General features: G+C 73.3%; 16 protein-coding genes. 9 read left to right on the forward strand and 7 right to left on the reverse strand.

The genetic code is table 11. From position 1 onward, the window contains the following. The coding region (locus tag AB0O29_RS28480) for an MFS transporter (RefSeq protein ID WP_365156887.1) at positions 1–547 on the reverse strand (547 nt) is incomplete at its 3' end. Between the two features lie 184 nt (positions 548–731). On the opposite strand from AB0O29_RS28480, the gene AB0O29_RS28485 reads away from it, so the two are divergent. Further along, a complete protein-coding gene (locus AB0O29_RS28485) occupies positions 732–1,424 on the forward strand; it encodes a TetR/AcrR family transcriptional regulator (RefSeq protein ID WP_365156890.1) in 693 nt (230 codons plus the stop codon). A gap of 35 nt (positions 1,425–1,459) precedes the next feature. Here AB0O29_RS28485 and AB0O29_RS28490 read toward each other — a convergent pair whose 3' ends face one another. The 5 genes from AB0O29_RS28490 to pdhA form a co-directional block, all read right to left on the reverse strand. Next, positions 1,460–2,224 carry a hypothetical protein gene (locus AB0O29_RS28490; RefSeq protein ID WP_365156893.1) on the reverse strand — a complete coding sequence of 255 codons (765 nt, stop codon included), beginning with the start codon at positions 2,222–2,224 and terminating at the stop codon, positions 1,460–1,462. Between the two features lie 18 nt (positions 2,225–2,242). Continuing rightward, entirely contained in the window at positions 2,243–3,181 is a 939-nt protein-coding gene (locus tag AB0O29_RS28495) for a GNAT family protein (RefSeq protein WP_365156896.1), read from the reverse strand. A gap of 106 nt (positions 3,182–3,287) precedes the next feature. Continuing rightward, positions 3,288–4,772, reverse strand: coding sequence for a dihydrolipoamide acetyltransferase family protein (locus AB0O29_RS28500; RefSeq protein ID WP_365156899.1), 1,485 nt, complete (start codon positions 4,770–4,772; stop codon positions 3,288–3,290). A 13-nt stretch (positions 4,773–4,785) separates the two neighbouring features. Then, positions 4,786–5,766 carry an alpha-ketoacid dehydrogenase subunit beta gene (locus AB0O29_RS28505; RefSeq protein ID WP_365156901.1) on the reverse strand — a complete coding sequence of 327 codons (981 nt, stop codon included), beginning with the start codon at positions 5,764–5,766 and terminating at the stop codon, positions 4,786–4,788. Further along, the gene (gene pdhA / locus AB0O29_RS28510) at positions 5,766–6,980 is read right to left on the reverse strand and encodes a pyruvate dehydrogenase (acetyl-transferring) E1 component subunit alpha (protein WP_365156904.1); all 1,215 of its coding nucleotides are present in this window, start codon (positions 6,978–6,980) and stop codon (positions 5,766–5,768) included. The genes AB0O29_RS28505 and pdhA overlap by 1 nt, the downstream gene beginning before the upstream one ends. A 325-nt stretch (positions 6,981–7,305) precedes the next feature. Between pdhA and AB0O29_RS28515 the strand changes: the two genes are divergently transcribed. Together AB0O29_RS28515 and AB0O29_RS28520 are read left to right on the forward strand one after the other, a co-directional pair. Beyond that, on the forward strand, positions 7,306–7,965 hold the full coding sequence (locus AB0O29_RS28515) for a response regulator transcription factor (RefSeq protein WP_045950154.1): 660 nt from the start codon (positions 7,306–7,308) through the stop codon (positions 7,963–7,965). 252 nt (positions 7,966–8,217) lie between these two features. Continuing rightward, a complete protein-coding gene (locus AB0O29_RS28520; RefSeq protein WP_365156908.1) occupies positions 8,218–8,646 on the forward strand; it encodes a pyridoxamine 5'-phosphate oxidase family protein in 429 nt (142 codons plus the stop codon). Between the two features lie 77 nt (positions 8,647–8,723). Here AB0O29_RS28520 and AB0O29_RS28525 read toward each other — a convergent pair whose 3' ends face one another. After that, the gene (locus AB0O29_RS28525; RefSeq protein WP_365156911.1) at positions 8,724–10,346 is read right to left on the reverse strand and encodes a protein kinase; all 1,623 of its coding nucleotides are present in this window, start codon (positions 10,344–10,346) and stop codon (positions 8,724–8,726) included. Positions 10,347–10,571: 225 nt separating this feature from the next. Here AB0O29_RS28525 and AB0O29_RS28530 point away from each other — a divergent pair, with 225 nt between their 5' ends. From AB0O29_RS28530 to AB0O29_RS28555, 6 genes are all read left to right on the forward strand, one after another. After that, the gene (locus tag AB0O29_RS28530) at positions 10,572–12,239 is read left to right on the forward strand and encodes a protein kinase (RefSeq protein WP_365156914.1); all 1,668 of its coding nucleotides are present in this window, start codon (positions 10,572–10,574) and stop codon (positions 12,237–12,239) included. Positions 12,240–12,379: 140 nt separating this feature from the next. Next, complete coding sequence (locus AB0O29_RS28535; protein ID WP_365156917.1) at positions 12,380–12,913, forward strand: hypothetical protein; 534 nt, start codon at positions 12,380–12,382, stop codon at positions 12,911–12,913. A 94-nt stretch (positions 12,914–13,007) separates the two neighbouring features. Further along, positions 13,008–13,718 carry a PadR family transcriptional regulator gene (locus AB0O29_RS28540; RefSeq protein ID WP_365156920.1) on the forward strand — a complete coding sequence of 237 codons (711 nt, stop codon included), beginning with the start codon at positions 13,008–13,010 and terminating at the stop codon, positions 13,716–13,718. A gap of 25 nt (positions 13,719–13,743) precedes the next feature. Further along, the gene (locus AB0O29_RS28545) at positions 13,744–14,544 is read left to right on the forward strand and encodes an ABC transporter ATP-binding protein (protein WP_365156923.1); all 801 of its coding nucleotides are present in this window, start codon (positions 13,744–13,746) and stop codon (positions 14,542–14,544) included. 101 nt (positions 14,545–14,645) lie between these two features. Beyond that, positions 14,646–17,405, forward strand: a complete 2,760-nt coding sequence (locus AB0O29_RS28550) for an ABC transporter permease (RefSeq protein WP_365156928.1) — start codon at positions 14,646–14,648, stop codon at positions 17,403–17,405. Positions 17,406–17,487: 82 nt separating this feature from the next. After that, a complete protein-coding gene (locus AB0O29_RS28555; RefSeq protein WP_365156925.1) occupies positions 17,488–18,030 on the forward strand; it encodes a bacterial proteasome activator family protein in 543 nt (180 codons plus the stop codon). Positions 18,031–18,103 lie beyond the last annotated feature (73 nt).

Below are 18,103 nucleotides of genomic sequence, written 5' to 3' on the forward strand. Positions count from 1 at the left end.
GTTCTTCCGGATCTCCGCCACGGACTGGCTGGAGCGGGACGGCTGGACCGCCGACGAGACGGTCCGGCTGGCCGCCCTGCTCCAGGAGCACGGGGAGGGCCATCGCCCGTCCGAGCCGGCCGCGGTCGGCGGCCCGCATCACCATCGTCATGCCGACCGGCATCAGCAGTCCGCCGCCGAGCCCCTGGACGGCGCGGAAGGCGATGAGGCTGCCGGCGCTCCACGCGCAGGCGGCGAGCAGGGAGCCGAGGGTGAAGAGGGACAGGGCCGTCAGGTAGGTGCGCTTGGCGCCGAGCCGGCCCATCGCCCAGGCCGACGCGGGGATGACGGCGGCCAGGGCCAGGGTGTAGGCGGTGGCGGTCCACTGGATGGTCTCCAGCGGGGCGTCGAAGGACTCGGAGAGCCTGCCGAGCGCCACGTTGACGATGGTCATGTCGAGGACCGACATGACGGCGCCGGTGATCACGACGGTGAGGATGCGCCCGAGCTGCCCGGGCGCAGCCGCTAACGCCGCCGGGGAGTCCTCGGCCGTGGGTGCGGTCGGCATCGTGGCGCGTCCCTCCCTCAAGAAAACAGACCGTGTGGTTCGTTTTTAAAACCAGACCGCGTGGTCTGTTTTCAGAACCGGACCAGAAGGTCGGTTTCAACGGGCTTCCCGGTAAAGTACAACGACCGTTGTAATGCGCACAATGGCTGCCGTAGAGGGTGAGTCGAGAGCCGCTGGAGGCGTGATGGACGGTCAGGCCCCGGGCCTCGCACGGGAGGGGACGGACGACGCGCCGCTCCCGCCCCGGAAGCTGGCCAAGCGGATCGCCCTCGCCCGCGCCGCCTGCGCGGTGTTCGGCCACGAGGGGTACGCGCGCGCCTCCGTCGACGCCCTCGCCGCCGCGGCCGGCGTCTCCACGCGGACGCTCTACAACCACTTCCCCGGGGGCAAGTCGGAGCTCTTCCGGGCCGTGGTCACCTGGAGCTCGGGCGAGGTCCGCGACGCCCACGTGGCCACCGTGAAGGCCCTGCTGGACCCCGCCCGCCCGCCGCGGCCACAGGACCTGGAGCGGGAGCTGGCCGCCCTGGCCCGGGCGCTGATCGACGTGATGGTGGAGCACCCCGACCACTTCGCGCTCGTGCGCCACATCCACGCCGAGGCCGACCACGTGCCGCCCGAGGTGCTGGCGGCCTGGAAGGCCGCGGGCCCCGGCCCGGTCGCCGAAGCCCTCGCGGACGCCCTGGCGGCCCTGGAGCGGGCCGGACTGCTCGACCTGCACGGCGACCCGGAACTGGCGGCCGCCCACTTCACGGCGCTGACCTCCACCTCCGTCGCGCAGCTCTCCCACTACGGGGTGCTGCCCCTGTCACCGGCACAGACCGACCGCGTCGTCCAGGGCGGCGCCACCGCCTTCCTGCGCGCCTACCGGGCCCACTGAGGGGCCGTCACGGCCCGCGCCGGCCGGAAGGGGCCTCAGGGCAGCCGTCTGCCGACCCGTGCCCAGGTCTCCAGGGCCTCGGCGAGGGGGTCGCCGGGAGTCAGGTACGGCCGGGCCGCGCCCGCCCAGCGCAGCAGGTTCCTGATCCGCCGCAGGTGCAGGATCCGCTCCCGGGGCAGCGCGCGCCAGTCCCGGGCCCGGGCGGCCGCCTCCGCCGGGGTGAGGTCGATCAGCGCGAGCGCCTCCCGGCCCAGGGCGGCCGGGTCACCTCCCGGCCCCGGCCCGAACTCCCGGAGCAGGTAGGCCCGTACGGAGGCCAGCTCGATCCCCCGCACCAGATCGGGAGCCCCCTCCGCCGCCGCGCACCGGTACGCCGCCGCCAGGGCCACCCGGCCCCAGCGCAGCCGCACCCCGTCCGGCAGCCGCTCGTCCTGCATCCCGCCGACCGCCAGGGAGCGCAGGGTGCGCGGCGGGGGTTCGTCCGCGAGCGGGGGACCGGTGGCCAGCCAGGCCTCCAGCTCCGCGAGGCCGTGCCCGTCGGGCGGTACGGAGGTCAGCACCTGGCCCCGGCTGAGCAGCGCGACCACCGCCCCCGCGAGGCGGACCCGGGCGGTGTGGCCCGCGCCGAAGGAGCCCACCTCGCCCCCGTACCGCTCTATCCCGCGCAGCCAGACCCGCGACTCCCCGGCCGCGTACACCTGCCCGGCCCGGGCCGTGCCGCCGACGCACCGCACGAGGCACACCCCGCCGGTCCCGTCGGCCTCCTCCACGGAATACACCTGCAACTCGGCGATGGGCATGGCCGGGAGGCTACCGCCTCACACGGCGGCCGGGGCCTCCAGGACGAGGCGGATCCCGGTGACCTCGTAGCCGGCCCGGTCGAAGGCGGCGGCCATCGGGAGGTTGACCGTGTCGGTGGTGGCCGTGATCCGGTCGGCGCCCCCGGCCGCGTGGAAGCGGGTGATCTCGGCGAGGATCTCGTCGATCAGCCCCTTGCCGCGCTGTTCGGGCACCACGCCCAGGTAGCCGACGTTGCGGTGGTAGGGGGTCGCCGAGGGGACCGCCATCCCGGCGAGGGTGCCGTCGGGCAGGTGGGCGAGGCGCCACCAGGAGCGTTCGCCCGGGCAGTCGCGGTAGAACGCGAGGTCCTCGCGGGCCAGCCGCTCCTCGGTCGTCGCCTCCAGCTCGTACCGGGTGGCCAGGTCGAGGCTGCCGCGCGAGAGGCGGGCGAAGGCGTCGAGGAACTCCTCGTCGGTGCCCTCACGGAAGACGAGCCGGCCGGTGGGCGCGGCGGTCCCGGCGGCCGGGGTCCACTCGTAGCGCAGCCGCTCGATCCCGCGGGTCAGACCGGCCCGGGAGGCGGCCTCGCGGCGCCAGGCGACCGCCCCGGCGACCGCGGGGTCCTCGCGCCAGCCCCGGGGCAGGGAGAGGTGGTGGCCGGGGCGCTTCCCGAAGGCGGCGTGGCCGGCCGCCAGCAGGGCGGCGGCCAGGGCGGCCGGGTCCGCGACGGAGGGGCGGACCTGGAGGCAGTCGAGGGCGACCGGCCGCTCGCTGTCGGCGCGGCCCCACCACAGGGCGCGGGCCAGCGTCCGCCCGTCCCCGTCCTCGGCGAACCAGGTCCACTCGGGGCGCATTCGACGGGCGGCGAACTCCTCGCGGACGCGGTCGGCGGGGAGCGGCGGGACGGGGCCCTCGGCCGGCCAGGCCAGGGCGCGGTCGAGGGCGGCGGGGTCGTCGAGTGCGGTACGGAATCTCATCGGCCCGATGATCACCCCGGGGCGGTGGCCCGGCCAGCGGTTTTCGTGCCGCCAGACGCCGACGGCCGACCCCTCCCGGAGGGGGACCGGCCGTCGGGGGTGTCGGCTACGACCAGGTGACCAGCCGGCGCGGGTGCTCCAGGACCGCCGCGATGTCCGCGAGGAACCTGGAGCCCAGCTCGCCGTCGATCAGGCGGTGGTCGAACGACAGGGCCAGGGTGGTGACCTGGCGCGGCTTGACCTTGCCCTTGTGGACCCACGGCTGGAGCTTGATCGCGCCGACCGCGAGGATCGCGGACTCGCCGGGGTTCAGGATGGGCGTACCGGTGTCGACGCCGAAGACGCCGACGTTGGTGATGGTGACGGTGCCGTTCTGCATGTCGGCCGGGGAGGTCTTGCCCTCACGGGCCGTGGCCACCAGGTCCGACAGCGAGGTGGACAGCTCCGCCAGGGTCTTGGCGTGGGCGTCCTTGATGTTCGGGACGATCAGGCCGCGCGGGGTGGCCGCCGCGATGCCCAGGTTGACGTAGTGCTTGAGCACGATCTCCTGGGCCGCCTCGTCCCAGGACGCGTTGACGTCCGGGTTGCGGCGGATGGCGACGAGGACCGCCTTGGCGATCAGGAGCAGCGGGTTGATCCGGAGCCCCGCGAGGTCCGGGTCGTCCTTGAGCTCCTGGACCAGCTTCATCGTCCGGGTCACGTCGAGCGTGATGAACTCGGTGACGTGCGGCGCGGTGAAGGCGGAGCCGACCATGGCCTGGGCGGTGACCTTGCGGACGCCCTTGACCGGGATACGGGTCTCCCGCGCGCCCGGTGCCGCGGCGACGGCCGGGACCGGCTCGGCCGGGGCCTGGACGGGCGCGGGGGCGGCGGCCGGGACCGGAGCCGCCGGGGCGGCGGGCGCCGGGGCCTGCGGGGCGAGCGCGGCCGCGGCGGCGGCGTGCACGTCCTCGCGGGTCACGACACCGCCGTCACCGGTGGGGACCACCGAGGCCAGGTCGATGCCGAGGTCCTTGGCGAGCTTGCGCACGGGCGGCTTGGCGAGCGGCCGCTCGCCGGCCACGCCGTTGCCGTTCGCGTACGCGGTGCCGTTGCGCTCCGCCGGAGCGGGCGCGGCGGGCGCCGGTACGACGGGCGCGGGGGCCGGGGCCGTCGGTGCCGCGACGGCGGACGCCGGGGCTCCGGCCACCGCCTTGCGCGGGCGGCGCTTGGAGGAGGACTGGGAGACCCCGTAGCCCACGAGCACGGGCTGGCGGCCCTCGGGCGCGGCCTCCTCGGCCGCCTCGGCGGCGGCCGGGGCGGGAGCGGCGGCCGGGACGGCGGCGGCCGGGGCCTCAGGGGCGTCGGCACCGCCCGTCTGCACGGAGATGATGACCTGGCCGACGTCGACCGTCACGCCCTCCTCGAAGAGCAGCGCGTGCACCACTCCGTCGAAGGGGATCGGCAGCTCCACGGCCGCCTTCGCGGTCTCGACCTCGCAGACGACCTGCCCGTCGGTGACCGTGTCACCCGGCTGGACGTACCACTTGAGGATCTCGGCCTCGGTCAGGCCCTCGCCCACGTCGGGCATCTTGAATTCGCGGATCGTCATGACGCGGGTCTCCTCAGAACGCCAGCGAGCGGTCGACGGCGTCGAGCACCCGGTCCAGGCCCGGCAGGTACTCGTCCTCCAGGCGGGCCGGCGGATACGGGGCGTGGAAGCCGCCGACGCGCAGCACCGGGGCCTCCAGGTGGTAGAAGCACCGCTCCGTGATGCGGGCGGCGATCTCGGAGCCGGTGCCCAGGAAGACCGGGGCCTCGTGGACCACGACCAGCCGGCGGGTCTTCTCCACCGACGCCTGGATCCCGTCGAAGTCGATCGGGGACATCGAGCGCAGGTCCAGGACCTCGACCGACTTGCCCTCCTCGGCGGCCGCGGCGGCCGCCTCCAGGCAGACCTTCACCATCGGGCCGTACGCGGCCAGGGTGAGGTCGGCGCCCTCGCGGAGCACCCGCGCCTTGTGCAGCTCGCCGGGGATGGCCTCGACGTCGACCTCGCCCTTGTCCCAGTAGCGGCGCTTCGGCTCGAAGAAGATCACCGGGTCGTCGCTGAGGATCGCCTGCTGGAGCATCCAGTAGGCGTCGCTCGGGTTGGCCGGGGAGACCACCTTGAGGCCCGGGACGTGCGCGAAGAGCGTCTCGGGGGACTCGCTGTGGTGCTCGACCGCGCCGATCGCACCGCCGTACGGGATGCGGATGACGACCGGCAGCTTGATCTTGCCGAGGGCGCGCGCGTGCATCTTCGCGAGCTGCGTGACGATCTGGTCGTACGCGGGGAAGACGAACCCGTCGAACTGGATCTCCACGACCGGCCGGTAGCCGCGCAGGGCCAGGCCGATGGCGGTGCCGACGATGCCCGACTCGGCGAGCGGGGTGTCGATGACCCGCTCCTCGCCGAAGTCCTTCTGGAGCCCGTCGGTGATGCGGAAGACACCGCCCAGCTTGCCGACGTCCTCGCCCATGATCAGGACCTTGGGGTCCATCTCCATGGCCTTGCGCAGGGACTCGTTGAGCGCCTTCGCGATCGACATCTTCTCGATGGCCATCAGTGGCTCTCCTCGGCCTCGAAGGAAGCGAGGTAGGCGGCGAACTGGGCGCGCTCCTCGTCGACGAGCGCGTGCCCGTCCGCGTAGACGTTCTCGAAGATCGCCATGGTGTCGGGGTCGGGCATGGAGCGCACGACCTCGCGGACCCGCTTGCCGAGGGTCTCGCTCTCCGCCTCCAGCTCCTCGAAGAAGGCCTCGTCGGCGCCGCCGGAGGCCAGCAGGTGGGCCTTCAGGCGCAGGATCGGGTCCTTCGCCTCCCAGGCGGCCGTCTCCTCGTCCGCGCGGTACTTCGTCGGGTCGTCGGAGGTGGTGTGGGCGCCCATGCGGTACGTGAACGCCTCGATCAGGGCCGGGCCCTCGCCGCGGCGGGCGCGGTCCAGCGCCCAGCGGGTGACCGCGAGGCAGGCCAGGACGTCGTTGCCGTCGACGCGGATGCCCGGGAAGCCGAAGCCCTGGGCGCGCTGGTAGAGCGGCACGCGCATCTGGCGCTCGGTCGGCTCGGAGATCGCCCACTGGTTGTTCTGGCAGAAGAACACCACGGGGGAGTTGTAGACGGCGGAGAAGTTGAAGGCCTCCATCACGTCGCCCTGGCTGGACGCGCCGTCGCCGAAGTAGGCGATGACGGCGGAGTCGGCGCCGTCCTTGGCCACGCCCATCGCGTAACCGGTCGCGTGCAGCGTCTGCGAGCCGATGACGATCGTGTAGAGGTGGAAGTTGTTGGTGGTCGGGTCCCAGCCGCCGTGGTTCACGCCGCGGAACATGCCGAGCAGGTTCGTCGGGTCCACGCCGCGGCACCAGGCCACGCCGTGCTCGCGGTAGGTCGGGAAGACGTAGTCGTCGTCGCGGAGTGCCCGGCCGGAACCGATCTGGGCCGCCTCCTGGCCGAGCAGCGAGGCCCACAGGCCCAGCTCGCCCTGGCGCTGGAGCGCGGTCGCCTCACCGTCGAAGCGGCGGGTCAGGACCATGTCGCGGTAGAGACCGCGCAGGTCCTCGGTGGTGATGTCCGCGGCGAAGGCCGCGAACTCCGCGAGGTCGGGGTTGCCCTCGATCTCGACCCGTTCACCCTCGGGCGTCAGCAGTTGTACGAGCTGAGGCTCGGCGTCGTGCGGCTGTGCGGTGGCAGCGGCGGTCTTGCGGGCGCTCGCCGCGCCTGCCGCCCGCTTGGTGCCGCTGCTGCGTCGCGGCTTGCGCGCGGCAGTGCTCTCCACGGTCACGTGTGCTCCTCCGTCGGTCCGGCACCCGGGTTCTCCGGGGACCAGTGCGGCTCACCTGTATCCGTACCCGTACACGGGGTGGGTGCACGGCGCGTTTCGGATTCAGGCGTGACAGGTGCCCCGGCGAGTGCCCTGCGCACAGCACGTTACCCAGTGCGACGCATAACTGCGAAACCCCGTTTGACCTGCGATTTTGCTTGGATATCCAAGTAAATCGAGCGCAGCGGGAACAACCACTGGTCACAGCCTTGCAGGGGGCCGGAACAACGGCACGTTATCCCGGGTAACTCCGGCAGGGAAGAGGTGAGTGTGTGAAGATGAGCTTGTGCGCGAAAACGGAAAAATCAAGGTATTTCTCCTGGACGACCACGAAGTAGTACGTCGGGGCGTTCATGAGCTTTTGTCGGTCGAAGAGGACATCGAGATCGTCGGCGAGGCCGGTACCGCCGCGGACGCCCTGGTCCGCATCCCGGCGACCCGTCCCGACGTGGCCGTACTCGACGTGCGCCTGCCGGACGGCAGCGGTGTCGAGGTGTGCCGCGAGGTCCGCTCCCAGGACGAGGACATCAAGTGCCTGATGCTCACCTCGTTCGCCGACGACGAGGCCCTGTTCGACGCCATCATGGCGGGCGCCTCGGGCTACGTCCTCAAGGCGATCCGCGGAAACGAGCTGCTCAGCGCGGTGCGCGACGTGGCGGCCGGCAAGTCCCTGCTGGACCCGGTGGCGACCGCGCGGGTGCTGGAACGGCTGCGCGACGGCAAGAACGGCAAGGGTGACGACCGCCTCGCGAACCTCACCGAGCAGGAGCGCAAGATCCTCGACCTGATCGGCGAGGGCCTGACGAACCGGGTCATCGGCGAGCGGCTGCACCTGGCCGAGAAGACCATCAAGAACTACGTCTCCAGCCTGCTGTCGAAGCTGGGCATGGAGCGCCGCTCGCAGGCCGCCGCGTACGTGGCCCGCCTCCAGGCGGAGAAGCGCTAGCCGCGCTCCAGCCGGCGCCGAGGGGGTCCCCGAGGCGCTCCGCCCCGCGTCGAGCGGGGCGCAAGTCCGTTCGAGTGGGTACCGAGTCCGGGGCGACCGGGCTCGGACCCCGGTTCGAGCGGGCTTCCAGCCGATGACGGCCCGTGGCCGCGCGGTGCCCCGACGCACACGGTTCAATTCGGGACCAACGTCCTCGATGATCGGGGCGGGATCCTCTGTCCCGGCCCCCCTCCGGGGGCCGAGAGTGGTCTCATGTCACCGGAGGAAACACAGGCCGTGGAGCTGCTGCGCCGGGTCCCGTACGGCCGGGTCGCCACCAGCATGCGCGCGCTCCCCTTCCTCGCCGTCGCCCGCCACATCGTGGTGGGCGGCAGGGTCGTCCTGAGAATGCACGCCGGTTTCGGCTATCACCACGCCTGCAACGGAAGCGTGGTCTCCTACGGGGCCGACAACTTCAATTCAGGCGCGTCCCGGCTCTGGTCCGTGCAGGTCACGGGCACGGCGCAGCTCGCCGAACCCACCACCGCGGAACTGGAACTATTCGGTCCGGGGCCGCATTTCGTGGACGGGGAGGTGTTCGACCCCGTCTACATGCGCATCGAACCCCAGCTCGTCACCGTGCACTCCCTCGGGGCGGTGAATGCCGAATCCCCCGACCGGCACTACCAGCACGCGCTCTGACGCGGGGAAAGCGCGGGCGGAGAGCGAAAGAGGCCCGGCGGAATGGGAATTCCGCCGGGCCTCCGCCGTGCGTACCGCTAGTTCGCGCCCTCGGCGCCGGCCGGGCTGCCGCCGCCCCCGCTGGGCGGGGTCGGGTTCTTGGTCGGCGGCTCCACCGGGGTGGTCGGCGGCTTCGGCGGGGTGGTCGGGTTCTTCGTCTCCGGAGCGGAGGAGCCCGAGGAGGCCGTCGGGGTGGTGCTCGGGGTGTACTTGCTGCGGCTCGGGGCGGGCGTGAAGGTGTCCTCGTCGTGCGAGCGGCCCGTCTCGGGGCTCTGCGCGGTCGAGGGGGTGTCCTGCGCTCCCGGGCTGCTCTGCGAGGTGCCCGGGCTGCTCACGCTGGTCTTCGGCTTGTTGCCGCTGCCACCGGTGAAGTTGCCGGTCTTGACCGCGTACGCGACACCGCCGGCGATGGCCAGCACCGCGAGCAGCGCGAAGAGCCAGACCTTCCACTTCCCGCCGCCGGAGCGGTTGTCGTAGCCGTCGTACCCGTCATAGCCGTCGTACCCGCCGTGGCCGCCGGGGCCCCCGGCGTGGCCGTGGCCGTGGCCGCCGGGGAAGGCGGTGCCGTCGTCCGGGTTCAGCGGGGGCACCATCGGCTGCTGGAACTGCGAGGTCGTGGCGTGCGAGGGGTAGGGGCGGGGACCGCCGTTGCCGCCCGCGGGCATCATCGAGGTCTGCCCGCCGCCCGGCTGGCCGTGCGGGAGCGCCATCATGACCGGGCCGGTGTTCCAGGTGCCGGTGTTCGGGCCCTGGTCCTGGAGCATCTGGAGCGCGTACTGGACGAGCCCGCGCATCTCCTCGGCGCTCTGGAACCGGTCGTCCGGGTCCTTGGCGAGCGACCGCATGACGAGGCCGTCGAGCTCCTGCGGGATGTGGTGTCCCTCGGGCAGCTGCGAGGGCGGGACGGGGGCGTCCTGCACGTGCTGGTAGACCACCGACAGCGGGGTCTCACCGGTGAAGGGAGGCCGCAGCGCCAGCAGTTCGTAGAGCAGGCAGCCGGTCGCGTACAGGTCGGAGCGGTGGTCCACGGCCTTGCCGAGGGCCTGCTCCGGCGAGAGGTACTGCGGGGTGCCCATGACCATGCCGGTCTGGGTCATCGTGGACTGCGCGCCGTGCAGGGCGCGGGCGATGCCGAAGTCCATCACCTTCACCGCGCCGGTGTGGGTGATGATGACGTTCGCGGGCTTGATGTCGCGGTGCACGATGCCGTGCTGGTGCGAGTAGGCCAGCGCCTCCAGCACGCCCGACACGATGATGAGCGCCTGCTCGGGCCCGGGGGCCTCGGCGCTGATCAGGAGGTCGCGGATGGTGCGGCCCTCGACCAGCTCCATCACGATGTACGGGACCACGTTCGGGCCGACCCGGTCCTCGCCGGAGTCGTACACGGCGACCACGGCGTGGTGGTTGAGGCCGGCGACCGACTGGGCCTCGCGCGTGAAGCGGGCCTTGGACACCGGGTCCTCGGCCAGGTCGGGGCGCAGCAGCTTCACGGCCACGGTGCGGCCGAGCCGGACGTCCTCGGCCGCGAAGACCTCGGCCATGCCGCCGCGGCCCAGGCGGTGGGTCAGCCGGTAGCGGCCGTCCCCCACGAGGCCGCCCGCGCCCCAGTGCTCAGGACCGTCGCCCATCCCGGCGCCGGTTCCCTCGGGTTCGGGTGCCATCAGTCCTCGCCGTCGTCTCTCTAGTCCGCTCTAGCGGTGGGCCTCTTCGGGTGCTCCGGTGAACGCTACAGCCTCGGAACCCGTCACCGTTCGGCTACGGACACCCCGTAGGCCCGTGGTCACGCAGCGGGCACCGGCTTGACGTGTGCTTGCCCTCCGGCAGACTGGGCGCGACATGCGCTCAGCCAGACGCGGAGCAACACAGCCCGAGGGGAAGCAACAGTCATGAGCCAGGACGGAACACAGGGCCGGTACGCAGGCGGCTCCCTGGCCGGTGGCCGTTACCAGCTAAGGGATTTGCTGGGCGAGGGGGGCATGGCCTCGGTCTACCTCGCGTACGACTCCGCGCTCGACCGCCAGGTCGCCATCAAGACGCTGCACAGCGAGCTGGGCCGCGAGGCGTCCTTCCGCGAGCGCTTCCGGCGTGAGGCGCAGGCTGTTGCGAAACTGTCGCACACCAACATCGTCTCGGTCTTCGACACGGGTGAGGGGACCGTCACCTTCGGCTCCGGCGGCGGGGACGAAGCGGTCATGCCGTACATCGTCATGGAGTACGTGGAGGGCCAGCCGCTCGGCTCGGTGCTCGACGGGGACGTGCGCCAGTACGGGGCCATGCCGGCGGACAAGGCGCTGAAGGTGACGGCCGACGTGCTGGCCGCGCTGGAGACCAGCCACGAGATGGGCCTGGTCCACCGCGACATCAAGCCCGGCAACGTGATGATGACCAAGCGCGGCGTGGTCAAGGTCATGGACTTCGGCATCGCCCGGGCCATGCAGTCGGGGGTCACCTCGATGACGCAGACCGGCATGGTCGTCGGCACCCCGCAGTACCTGTCGCCGGAGCAGGCGCTGGGGCGCGGCGTGGACGCCCGCTCCGACCTGTACTCGGTCGGCATCATGCTCTTCCAGCTGCTGACGGGCCGCATCCCCTTCGAGGCCGACTCCCCGCTGGCGATCGCGTACGCGCACGTCCAGGAGGAGCCGGTGGCCCCCTCCTCCATCAACCGGTCCATCACCCCGGCGATGGACGCGCTGGTGGCTCGGGCGCTGAAGAAGAACCCGAACGAGCGTTTCCCGACGGCCGCGGCGATGCGGGACGAGATCCTGCGGATCGCCCAGGCCGGCCAGACCGGCGCCCCGGCCATCGTCCCGGGCGCCGCCACGGGCGGCAGCGGCGCGGGGGTGGGCTCGACCGTGTTCCCGCCGGTGGACGCGGGCTTCCAGGCCCCGCCGCCGCAGGCGCTGCACCAGCCGTACCAGGCCCCGCAGACCCCGGCGCCGTCCCCGTACGCGCAGCCGGCCCCGACGCACCAGCAGGCCGGCGCGTACGCGTACCCGCACACGGCGCAGGCCCCGCAGCAGCAGTACGCCCCGCAGGCCCAGACCCCGCCGCCGTTCACCATCTCGCCGAGCCACGCGCCGACGCCTTCGGCGTCCTCGGGCGGCGGGAAGAAGAACACCCCCGTGGTGGTCGGCGCGATCGCGGTGGCCCTGCTGGCCATCGGCGGGCTCATCGCGGTGCTGAACATGGACGACAACAAGGACAAGGGCGACCAGGCGGGCCCCGCGGCCTCGTCGTCCGCGTCCGCCTCGGCGAAGGCCGGGCACAAGGGTCCGGACACCTCGCGCACGATCGACGTGGACAAGTGCAAGAGCCCGACGAAGTCCTACAAGGACTCGACGAAGGTCATGGCCCCGGACTTCCGGTACAAGAACGTCCTGTCGGTCAAGCAGTGCCTCCAGGCGGCCGGCTGGCGCTACAAGATCACGGAGCGGGACGAGACCGTCTACGGCCAGGACACGGTGCTGGAGCAGCTGCCCGCGTCCGGTGACGACGTGCCCAAGGACAACACGGAGTTCACGCTGATCGTCTCGACCGGCAATCCGTCGTAGCGGACGGCGTCCTGACGCCCGGGCATCCCGGGGCACCCTGACGGGTGTCCCGGGATGCCCGTTTTGCCCCCCTGTGCCAATCTGAGTGCGACGCCCGGGCCTCCGGCGTCCCGGCCGCTCGGAACGGGAGGGGCACCCCCGTGATCACATGCCTCCACCTCCCCCGCCTCCGCCGCCCCTCCAGCCTCCCCAGCCTCCGCCGCCTCCCCTGCCGGACGGCCGGAGCCGCGCTGGCGGCCGCCGCGCTGCTGATCACCGCGCCCGCGAGCGCGACCTCCGCCCGCACCCCCGTCGCGGCGGTGCGCGCCGACACCGAGGCGGAGGCGTCCGTACCGGAAGAGGCGTACGAGGAGCTCGCCGGGAGCGCCGGAGGGGTCGGGCGGGAGCACCCGGGGCGGCCCGCCGACGCTCCGGCCGACCCCGAGGTCACCGACGTCTCCCGGCCCCTGCACCCGGTCCGGCCGGCCCCGCACCAGGAGCCCCCCGACCGCCGGCGGCCCGCCGCCCCGCCGAGCCCCTCGCCGAGCCGCGCCGCGCCCGTCTCCGCGCTGGGCACCGAGCCGAACGACCGGGTCGCCGACCTGGCCGCGCACCTGCTCCCGCTGGGCACCGGACTGGCCCTGATGGGCCTGGGGCTGGGGTACATGGGCGTCCGGCTGCGCCGGGGCCGGTAGGGGCCGGCGGACCCCGCCCCGGAGCGGCCGGAGGCCGTCCGACACGGGCATACTCGGTATACATACCGAGTATGCCCGTGTATACATACTGAGTATGTCGATCCGCCACGGCCTGCTGGCGCTGCTGGAACGGGGCCCCCGTTACGGCTCCCAGCTGCGCACCGAATTCGAATCCCGCACCGGCTCCACCTGGCCCCTCAACGTCGGGCAGGTGTACACCACCCTGGCCCGGCTGGAGCGCGACGGACTCGTCGCACCCGACGGCGAGGACGCCGCCGGACACACCCTCTACGCCATCACCGACCCCGGGCGCGCCGAGCTGCACGCCTGGTACGAGCGCCCGGTCGACCGCACCAACCCGCCCCGCGACGAGCTGGCCATCAAGCTCGCCATGGCCGTCGGCGCCCCCGGCGTGGACATCCGCGCCGTCATCCAGTCCCAGCGGCACGCCACGCTCAAGGCGATGCAGGACTACACCCGGCTCAAGGCCCGGGCCCTGGCCGCCATCGAGAGCGGGCAGGCACGGGAGCGCGACGACGTGGCCTGGCTGCTGGTCCTGGAGCAGCTGATCTTCCAGACCGAGGCCGAGGCCCGCTGGCTCGACCACTCGGAGGCCCGGCTCGTCCGGCTGGCCGCGCTCGCCGCGGCCGACACGGGCGCCGTGGCCGACACGGGCGCCACGGCCGGTACGGCCGGTACGGCCCCCGCCGCGCCCGCGGCCGACGGGCCCACGCCTCCCCGGCCCGCCGCCACCGGCCCGACCACCGGCACCACCGGCACCGCCGCCCGTACGCGGCGGGGCTGAACGACCCTTCCAAGGGGGACCCTTCATGCCCGACCAGCAGCACAGCTCCCACCCGCCGTACCCGGGCGGCGCCTCCTGGCCCGCCGCGCCCGCCGCTCCCTCCGAGCCCGTCCTGCGGCTGGAGAACCTGGTCCGCACCCACGGCAGCGGGGCCACCGAGGTGCACGCCCTGCGCGGCATCAACCTCGCCGTCCACCCCGGCGAGCTCGTCGCCGTGATGGGCCCCTCCGGCTCCGGCAAGTCCACCCTCCTCACCCTCGCGGGCGGGCTCGACACCCCCAGCGGCGGCCGGGTCCTCGTCGAGGGCGTCGACATCACCACCGCCGGCCGCCGCAAGCTGGCCGCGCTGCGCCGCCGCAGCATCGGCTACGTCTTCCAGGACTACAACCTCATACCGGCCCTCACCGCCGCCGAGAACGTGGCCCTCCCGCTCGAACTCGACGGGACCTCCGCCCGCCGGGCCCGCACCGCCGCCCTCGCCGCCCTGGAGGAGATCGGTCTGCGCTCCCTCGCCGACCGCTTCCCCGACGAGATGTCCGGCGGCCAGCAGCAGCGCGTGGCCATCGCCCGCGCCCTGGTCGGCGAGCGCCGCCTGGTCCTGGCCGACGAACCCACCGGCGCCCTCGACTCCGAGACCGGCGAGTCCGTCCTCGCGCTGCTGCGCCTGCGCTGCGACGCCGGCGCGGCCGGGGTCCTGGTCACGCACGAACCCCGCTTCGCCGCCTGGGCGGACCGGGTCGTGTTCCTGCGCGACGGCAGCGTCGTCGACGAGACCCTGCGCAGCCAGGCCGACTCGCTGCTCTCCGGGCGGGCGGCCGGCCTGTGACCTCCCCGCTCGCCTCCTGGTACCACTCCTGGGTCGCGGCCCTGCGCATCGCCCGCCGCGACGCCTGGCGCGCCAAGGGACGCAGCGCCATGGTCCTCGCGATGATCGCGCTGCCGGTCGTCGGGGTCAGCGCCGTCGACCTCACCCTGCGCAGCGCCGAACTCACCCCCGGGCAGAACCTGTCCCGCCGGATCGGCGCGGCCGACGCCGTGATCGAATGGACCGGCCTGGACGGCCCGCTCCTCCAGAGCCCCGACGGGGAGCGCTACGCGCCCGTCGGCGGGTTCGAGAAGTACCGGCCCGACCCGGACAAGAAGGACGGCGCGCTCAAGGCTGCGGTCCCCGCGGGCGCCGAAGCCGTCCAGGACAGCCACGCCGGCATCAAGGTGCACACCCGGCACGGCCTGCTCGACACCCAGCTGCGCGAGCTGGACGTCCACCACCCCCTCACCCGGGGCCTGTTCACCCCCCTGCGCGGCCGCCTGCCCCAGGGGCCCGGCGAGGTCGTCGCCACCGCCGCCTTCCTGGAGCACTCCGGGCTGTACGTGGGCTCCTCGGTGACCCCGCGCGGCGCCACGGCCCCCTACCGGATCGTGGGCTCCTACGAGCGGCCCTCCGAGCTGGCCCGCGACGAGCTGATGGCGCTGCCCGGCACCCTGCTCCTGCCGCTCGACCGGGCCCTCACCGCCACCGGGGCGCCCGGACTGAACGTCACCGACAACTTCCTCGTGAAGGTCGGCGGCGATGGTTTCACGTGGAACATGGTCAAGGAGGCCAACGCCAAGGGCGGGCTCGTCCGCTCCCGCGCCGTCGCCGAGCACCCGCCGGCCGACGCGGCGGTCCCGCTCTACACCCAGGAGCCCGCCCAGCGCTTCGACCGGTCGGGCCTGGACGGCGGCCGGATCACCGAGAAGGCCGTCGTGGCCACCGTCGTGGGCCTGGCCCTGCTGGAGGTCTGCCTGCTCGCCGGGCCCGCCTTCGCGGTCGGCGCCCGCCGCTCGCGCCGCCAGCTGGGGCTGGTCGGCGCCAACGGCGGAGACCGGCGGCACATCCGGGCCATCGTCCTCTCGGGCGGCCTGGTCATCGGCGCCGTGGCCGCCGTCACCGGCTGCGCGATCGGCGTGGGACTCACCCTCGGACTGCGGCCGTTCCTGGAGGAGAAGATCGGCAGCCGCTTCGGCGCCCTCGACTTCCGTCCCCTGGAACTCCTCGGCATCGGCCTGCTCGCCGTGCTGACCGGCCTGCTGGCCGCGCTCGTCCCGGCCGTCACCGCCTCCCGGCAGACCGTCCTGGCCTCCCTCACCGGCCGCCGGGGCATCCGGCGCGCCAACCGGATCCTGCCCCTGATCGGGCTGCTCGCCATCGCCGGCGGCGCCGCGCTGGCCCTCTACGGGACCCGCTACCGGGTCAGCCCCACCGTCGTCATGGGCGGCAGCGCCCTCGCCGAGCTGGGCGTCGTCGCCCTCACCCCGGTCCTCGTCGGCCTGTTCGGACGGCTGGGCCGGTGGCTGCCCCTGTCGCCCCGGCTCGCGCTGCGCGACGCCGTCCGCAACCGGGGGCGCACGGCCCCGGCCGTGGCCGCCGTACTGGCCGCCGTCGCCGGGACCGTGGCCGTCTCCACGTACCAGCACAGCCGCGACGTGCAGGCCCGCCACGAGTACGTCGCCGAACTCCCGGCCGGGACCGGCCTGCTCAGCGCCAACGAGAACAGCGCCCACAAGGAGGTCCCGGCGGCCCGCGAGACCCTCAGCCGGAACCTGCCCGTGGCGGTTCGGGCCGACGTGGAACGCCTCTCGGTCGGCAACCCCAACTGCGAGCCCTACGCGACCTCCCCGGGCTGCGGACGGGTCGAGCTCATCGTCCCGAAGGAACAGCGCTGCCCGCTCTTCGAGTCCGAGCACGGCCCCGCCGACTTCCCGAAGGAGGAGGCGAAGAGGCTGCGCCAGGACCCGCGCTGCGCGATGCCGCGCCGCATGGGCGTCTCGTTCAAGACGATCGTCGCGGACGAGAAGCTGCTCCGGGTCCTGGCCGTCACGGACCCGGGCTCGGTGGCCGCCCTGAAGGCGGGACAGCCCGTCGCCTTCGACCGACTCGCCGTGAAGGACGGGAAGATCACCCTCCGGCTGGTCACCGACCCGGTCGCGGCGCAGAAGGCCGAGTCGACCCACGCCGAACTGCCCGGCCAGGACAAGGTCCTCACCGTCCACCAGGCACCCGAGGGCACCGAGTCCTGGGGCGTGGGAGTCGTCCTGCCGCCCTCCGCCGCGAAGGCCGCGGGCATCGCCACGGCCCCGATCGGCTCGTTCTTCAGCCTGGAGACGGCCGCCACCACCGAACAGCGCCAGCGGCTGGACGGGGAGATCGACCGGACCGGCGCCGACGTCCGCGTCACCGTCGAACGCGGCTACCAGAGCGACACCACCATCGGCGTGCTGGCCCTGGCCGTCTTCGCCGGACTGGTCACCATCGGCGCGGCCGGCATCGCGACCGGCCTGGCCCAGGCGGACTCCGAGGCCGACCTGAAGACCCTCGCGGCGGTCGGCGCGGCCCCGCGCGTCCGGCGCACGCTCAGCGGCTTCCAGTGCGGGGTGGTCGCCCTGATGGGCGTCGTCCTCGGCTCGGCGGCGGGCATCCTGCCGGCTGTCGGCCTGCGCCTCACGCAGGAGCGCGAGCAGCGCGGCCTGCTGGAGCGGGCGGTCGAGATGGGCTACTCCACCCCGGACGAGCCGCTCTACGTCCCGATCGCCATCCCCTGGGAGACCCTGGCGGGCCTCCTGGTCCTCGTCCCCCTGGGCGCGGCGGTACTGGCCGCGGTGGTCACGAGGTCGAGCGGAGCCCTGGCCCGCCGGGCGACCGGATGACGTTGCCGCCCCCGCACAGGGTGGATCACGCCCGTGCGGGGGCACACCGTGTGAGAACGAAGGTGTGCGAGAGAATGACGGCATGGAGATGCCGAGGAGTGAACGGTCGCAGGACAGTCCCCCGCACGTCCTGATCGTGGGACAGGACGGGAAGGCGGTCGGCGGCGCCGATGACGAGTCGCGCGAGGTCCCGGTGACGGAGATGGTCGAACAGCCCGCCAAGGTCATGCGGATCGGCAGCATGATCAAGCAACTTCTGGAAGAGGTCCGCGCCGCACCTCTGGACGAGGCCAGCCGGGTCCGTCTCAAGGACATCCACGCGGCGTCGGTGAAGGAACTGGAAGACGGCCTGGCCCCCGAGCTGGTCGAGGAACTGGAGCGCCTCTCCCTTCCGTTCACGGAGGAAGCCATTCCGTCCGAGGCCGAACTGCGGATCGCCCAGGCCCAGTTGGTGGGGTGGCTGGAAGGCCTCTTCCACGGCATCCAGACGGCCCTGTTCGCCCAGCAGATGGCGGCCCGCGCCCAACTGGAGCAGATGCGCCGCGCGTTGCCCCCGGGCGGATCCCACGACGACGATGACGAAGACGGCCCCCACGGAGCGATCCGCTCGGGCCCGTACCTCTAACCTCCGGCGGTACCCGCGTTTCCGCCTCAAACGCCGGCGGGGCTGGATGTGCGCAGCACATTCCAGCCCCGCC

The organism is Streptomyces sp. NPDC089915, assembly GCF_040684675.1.
Taxonomy (GTDB): Bacteria; Actinomycetota; Actinomycetes; order Streptomycetales; family Streptomycetaceae; genus Streptomyces.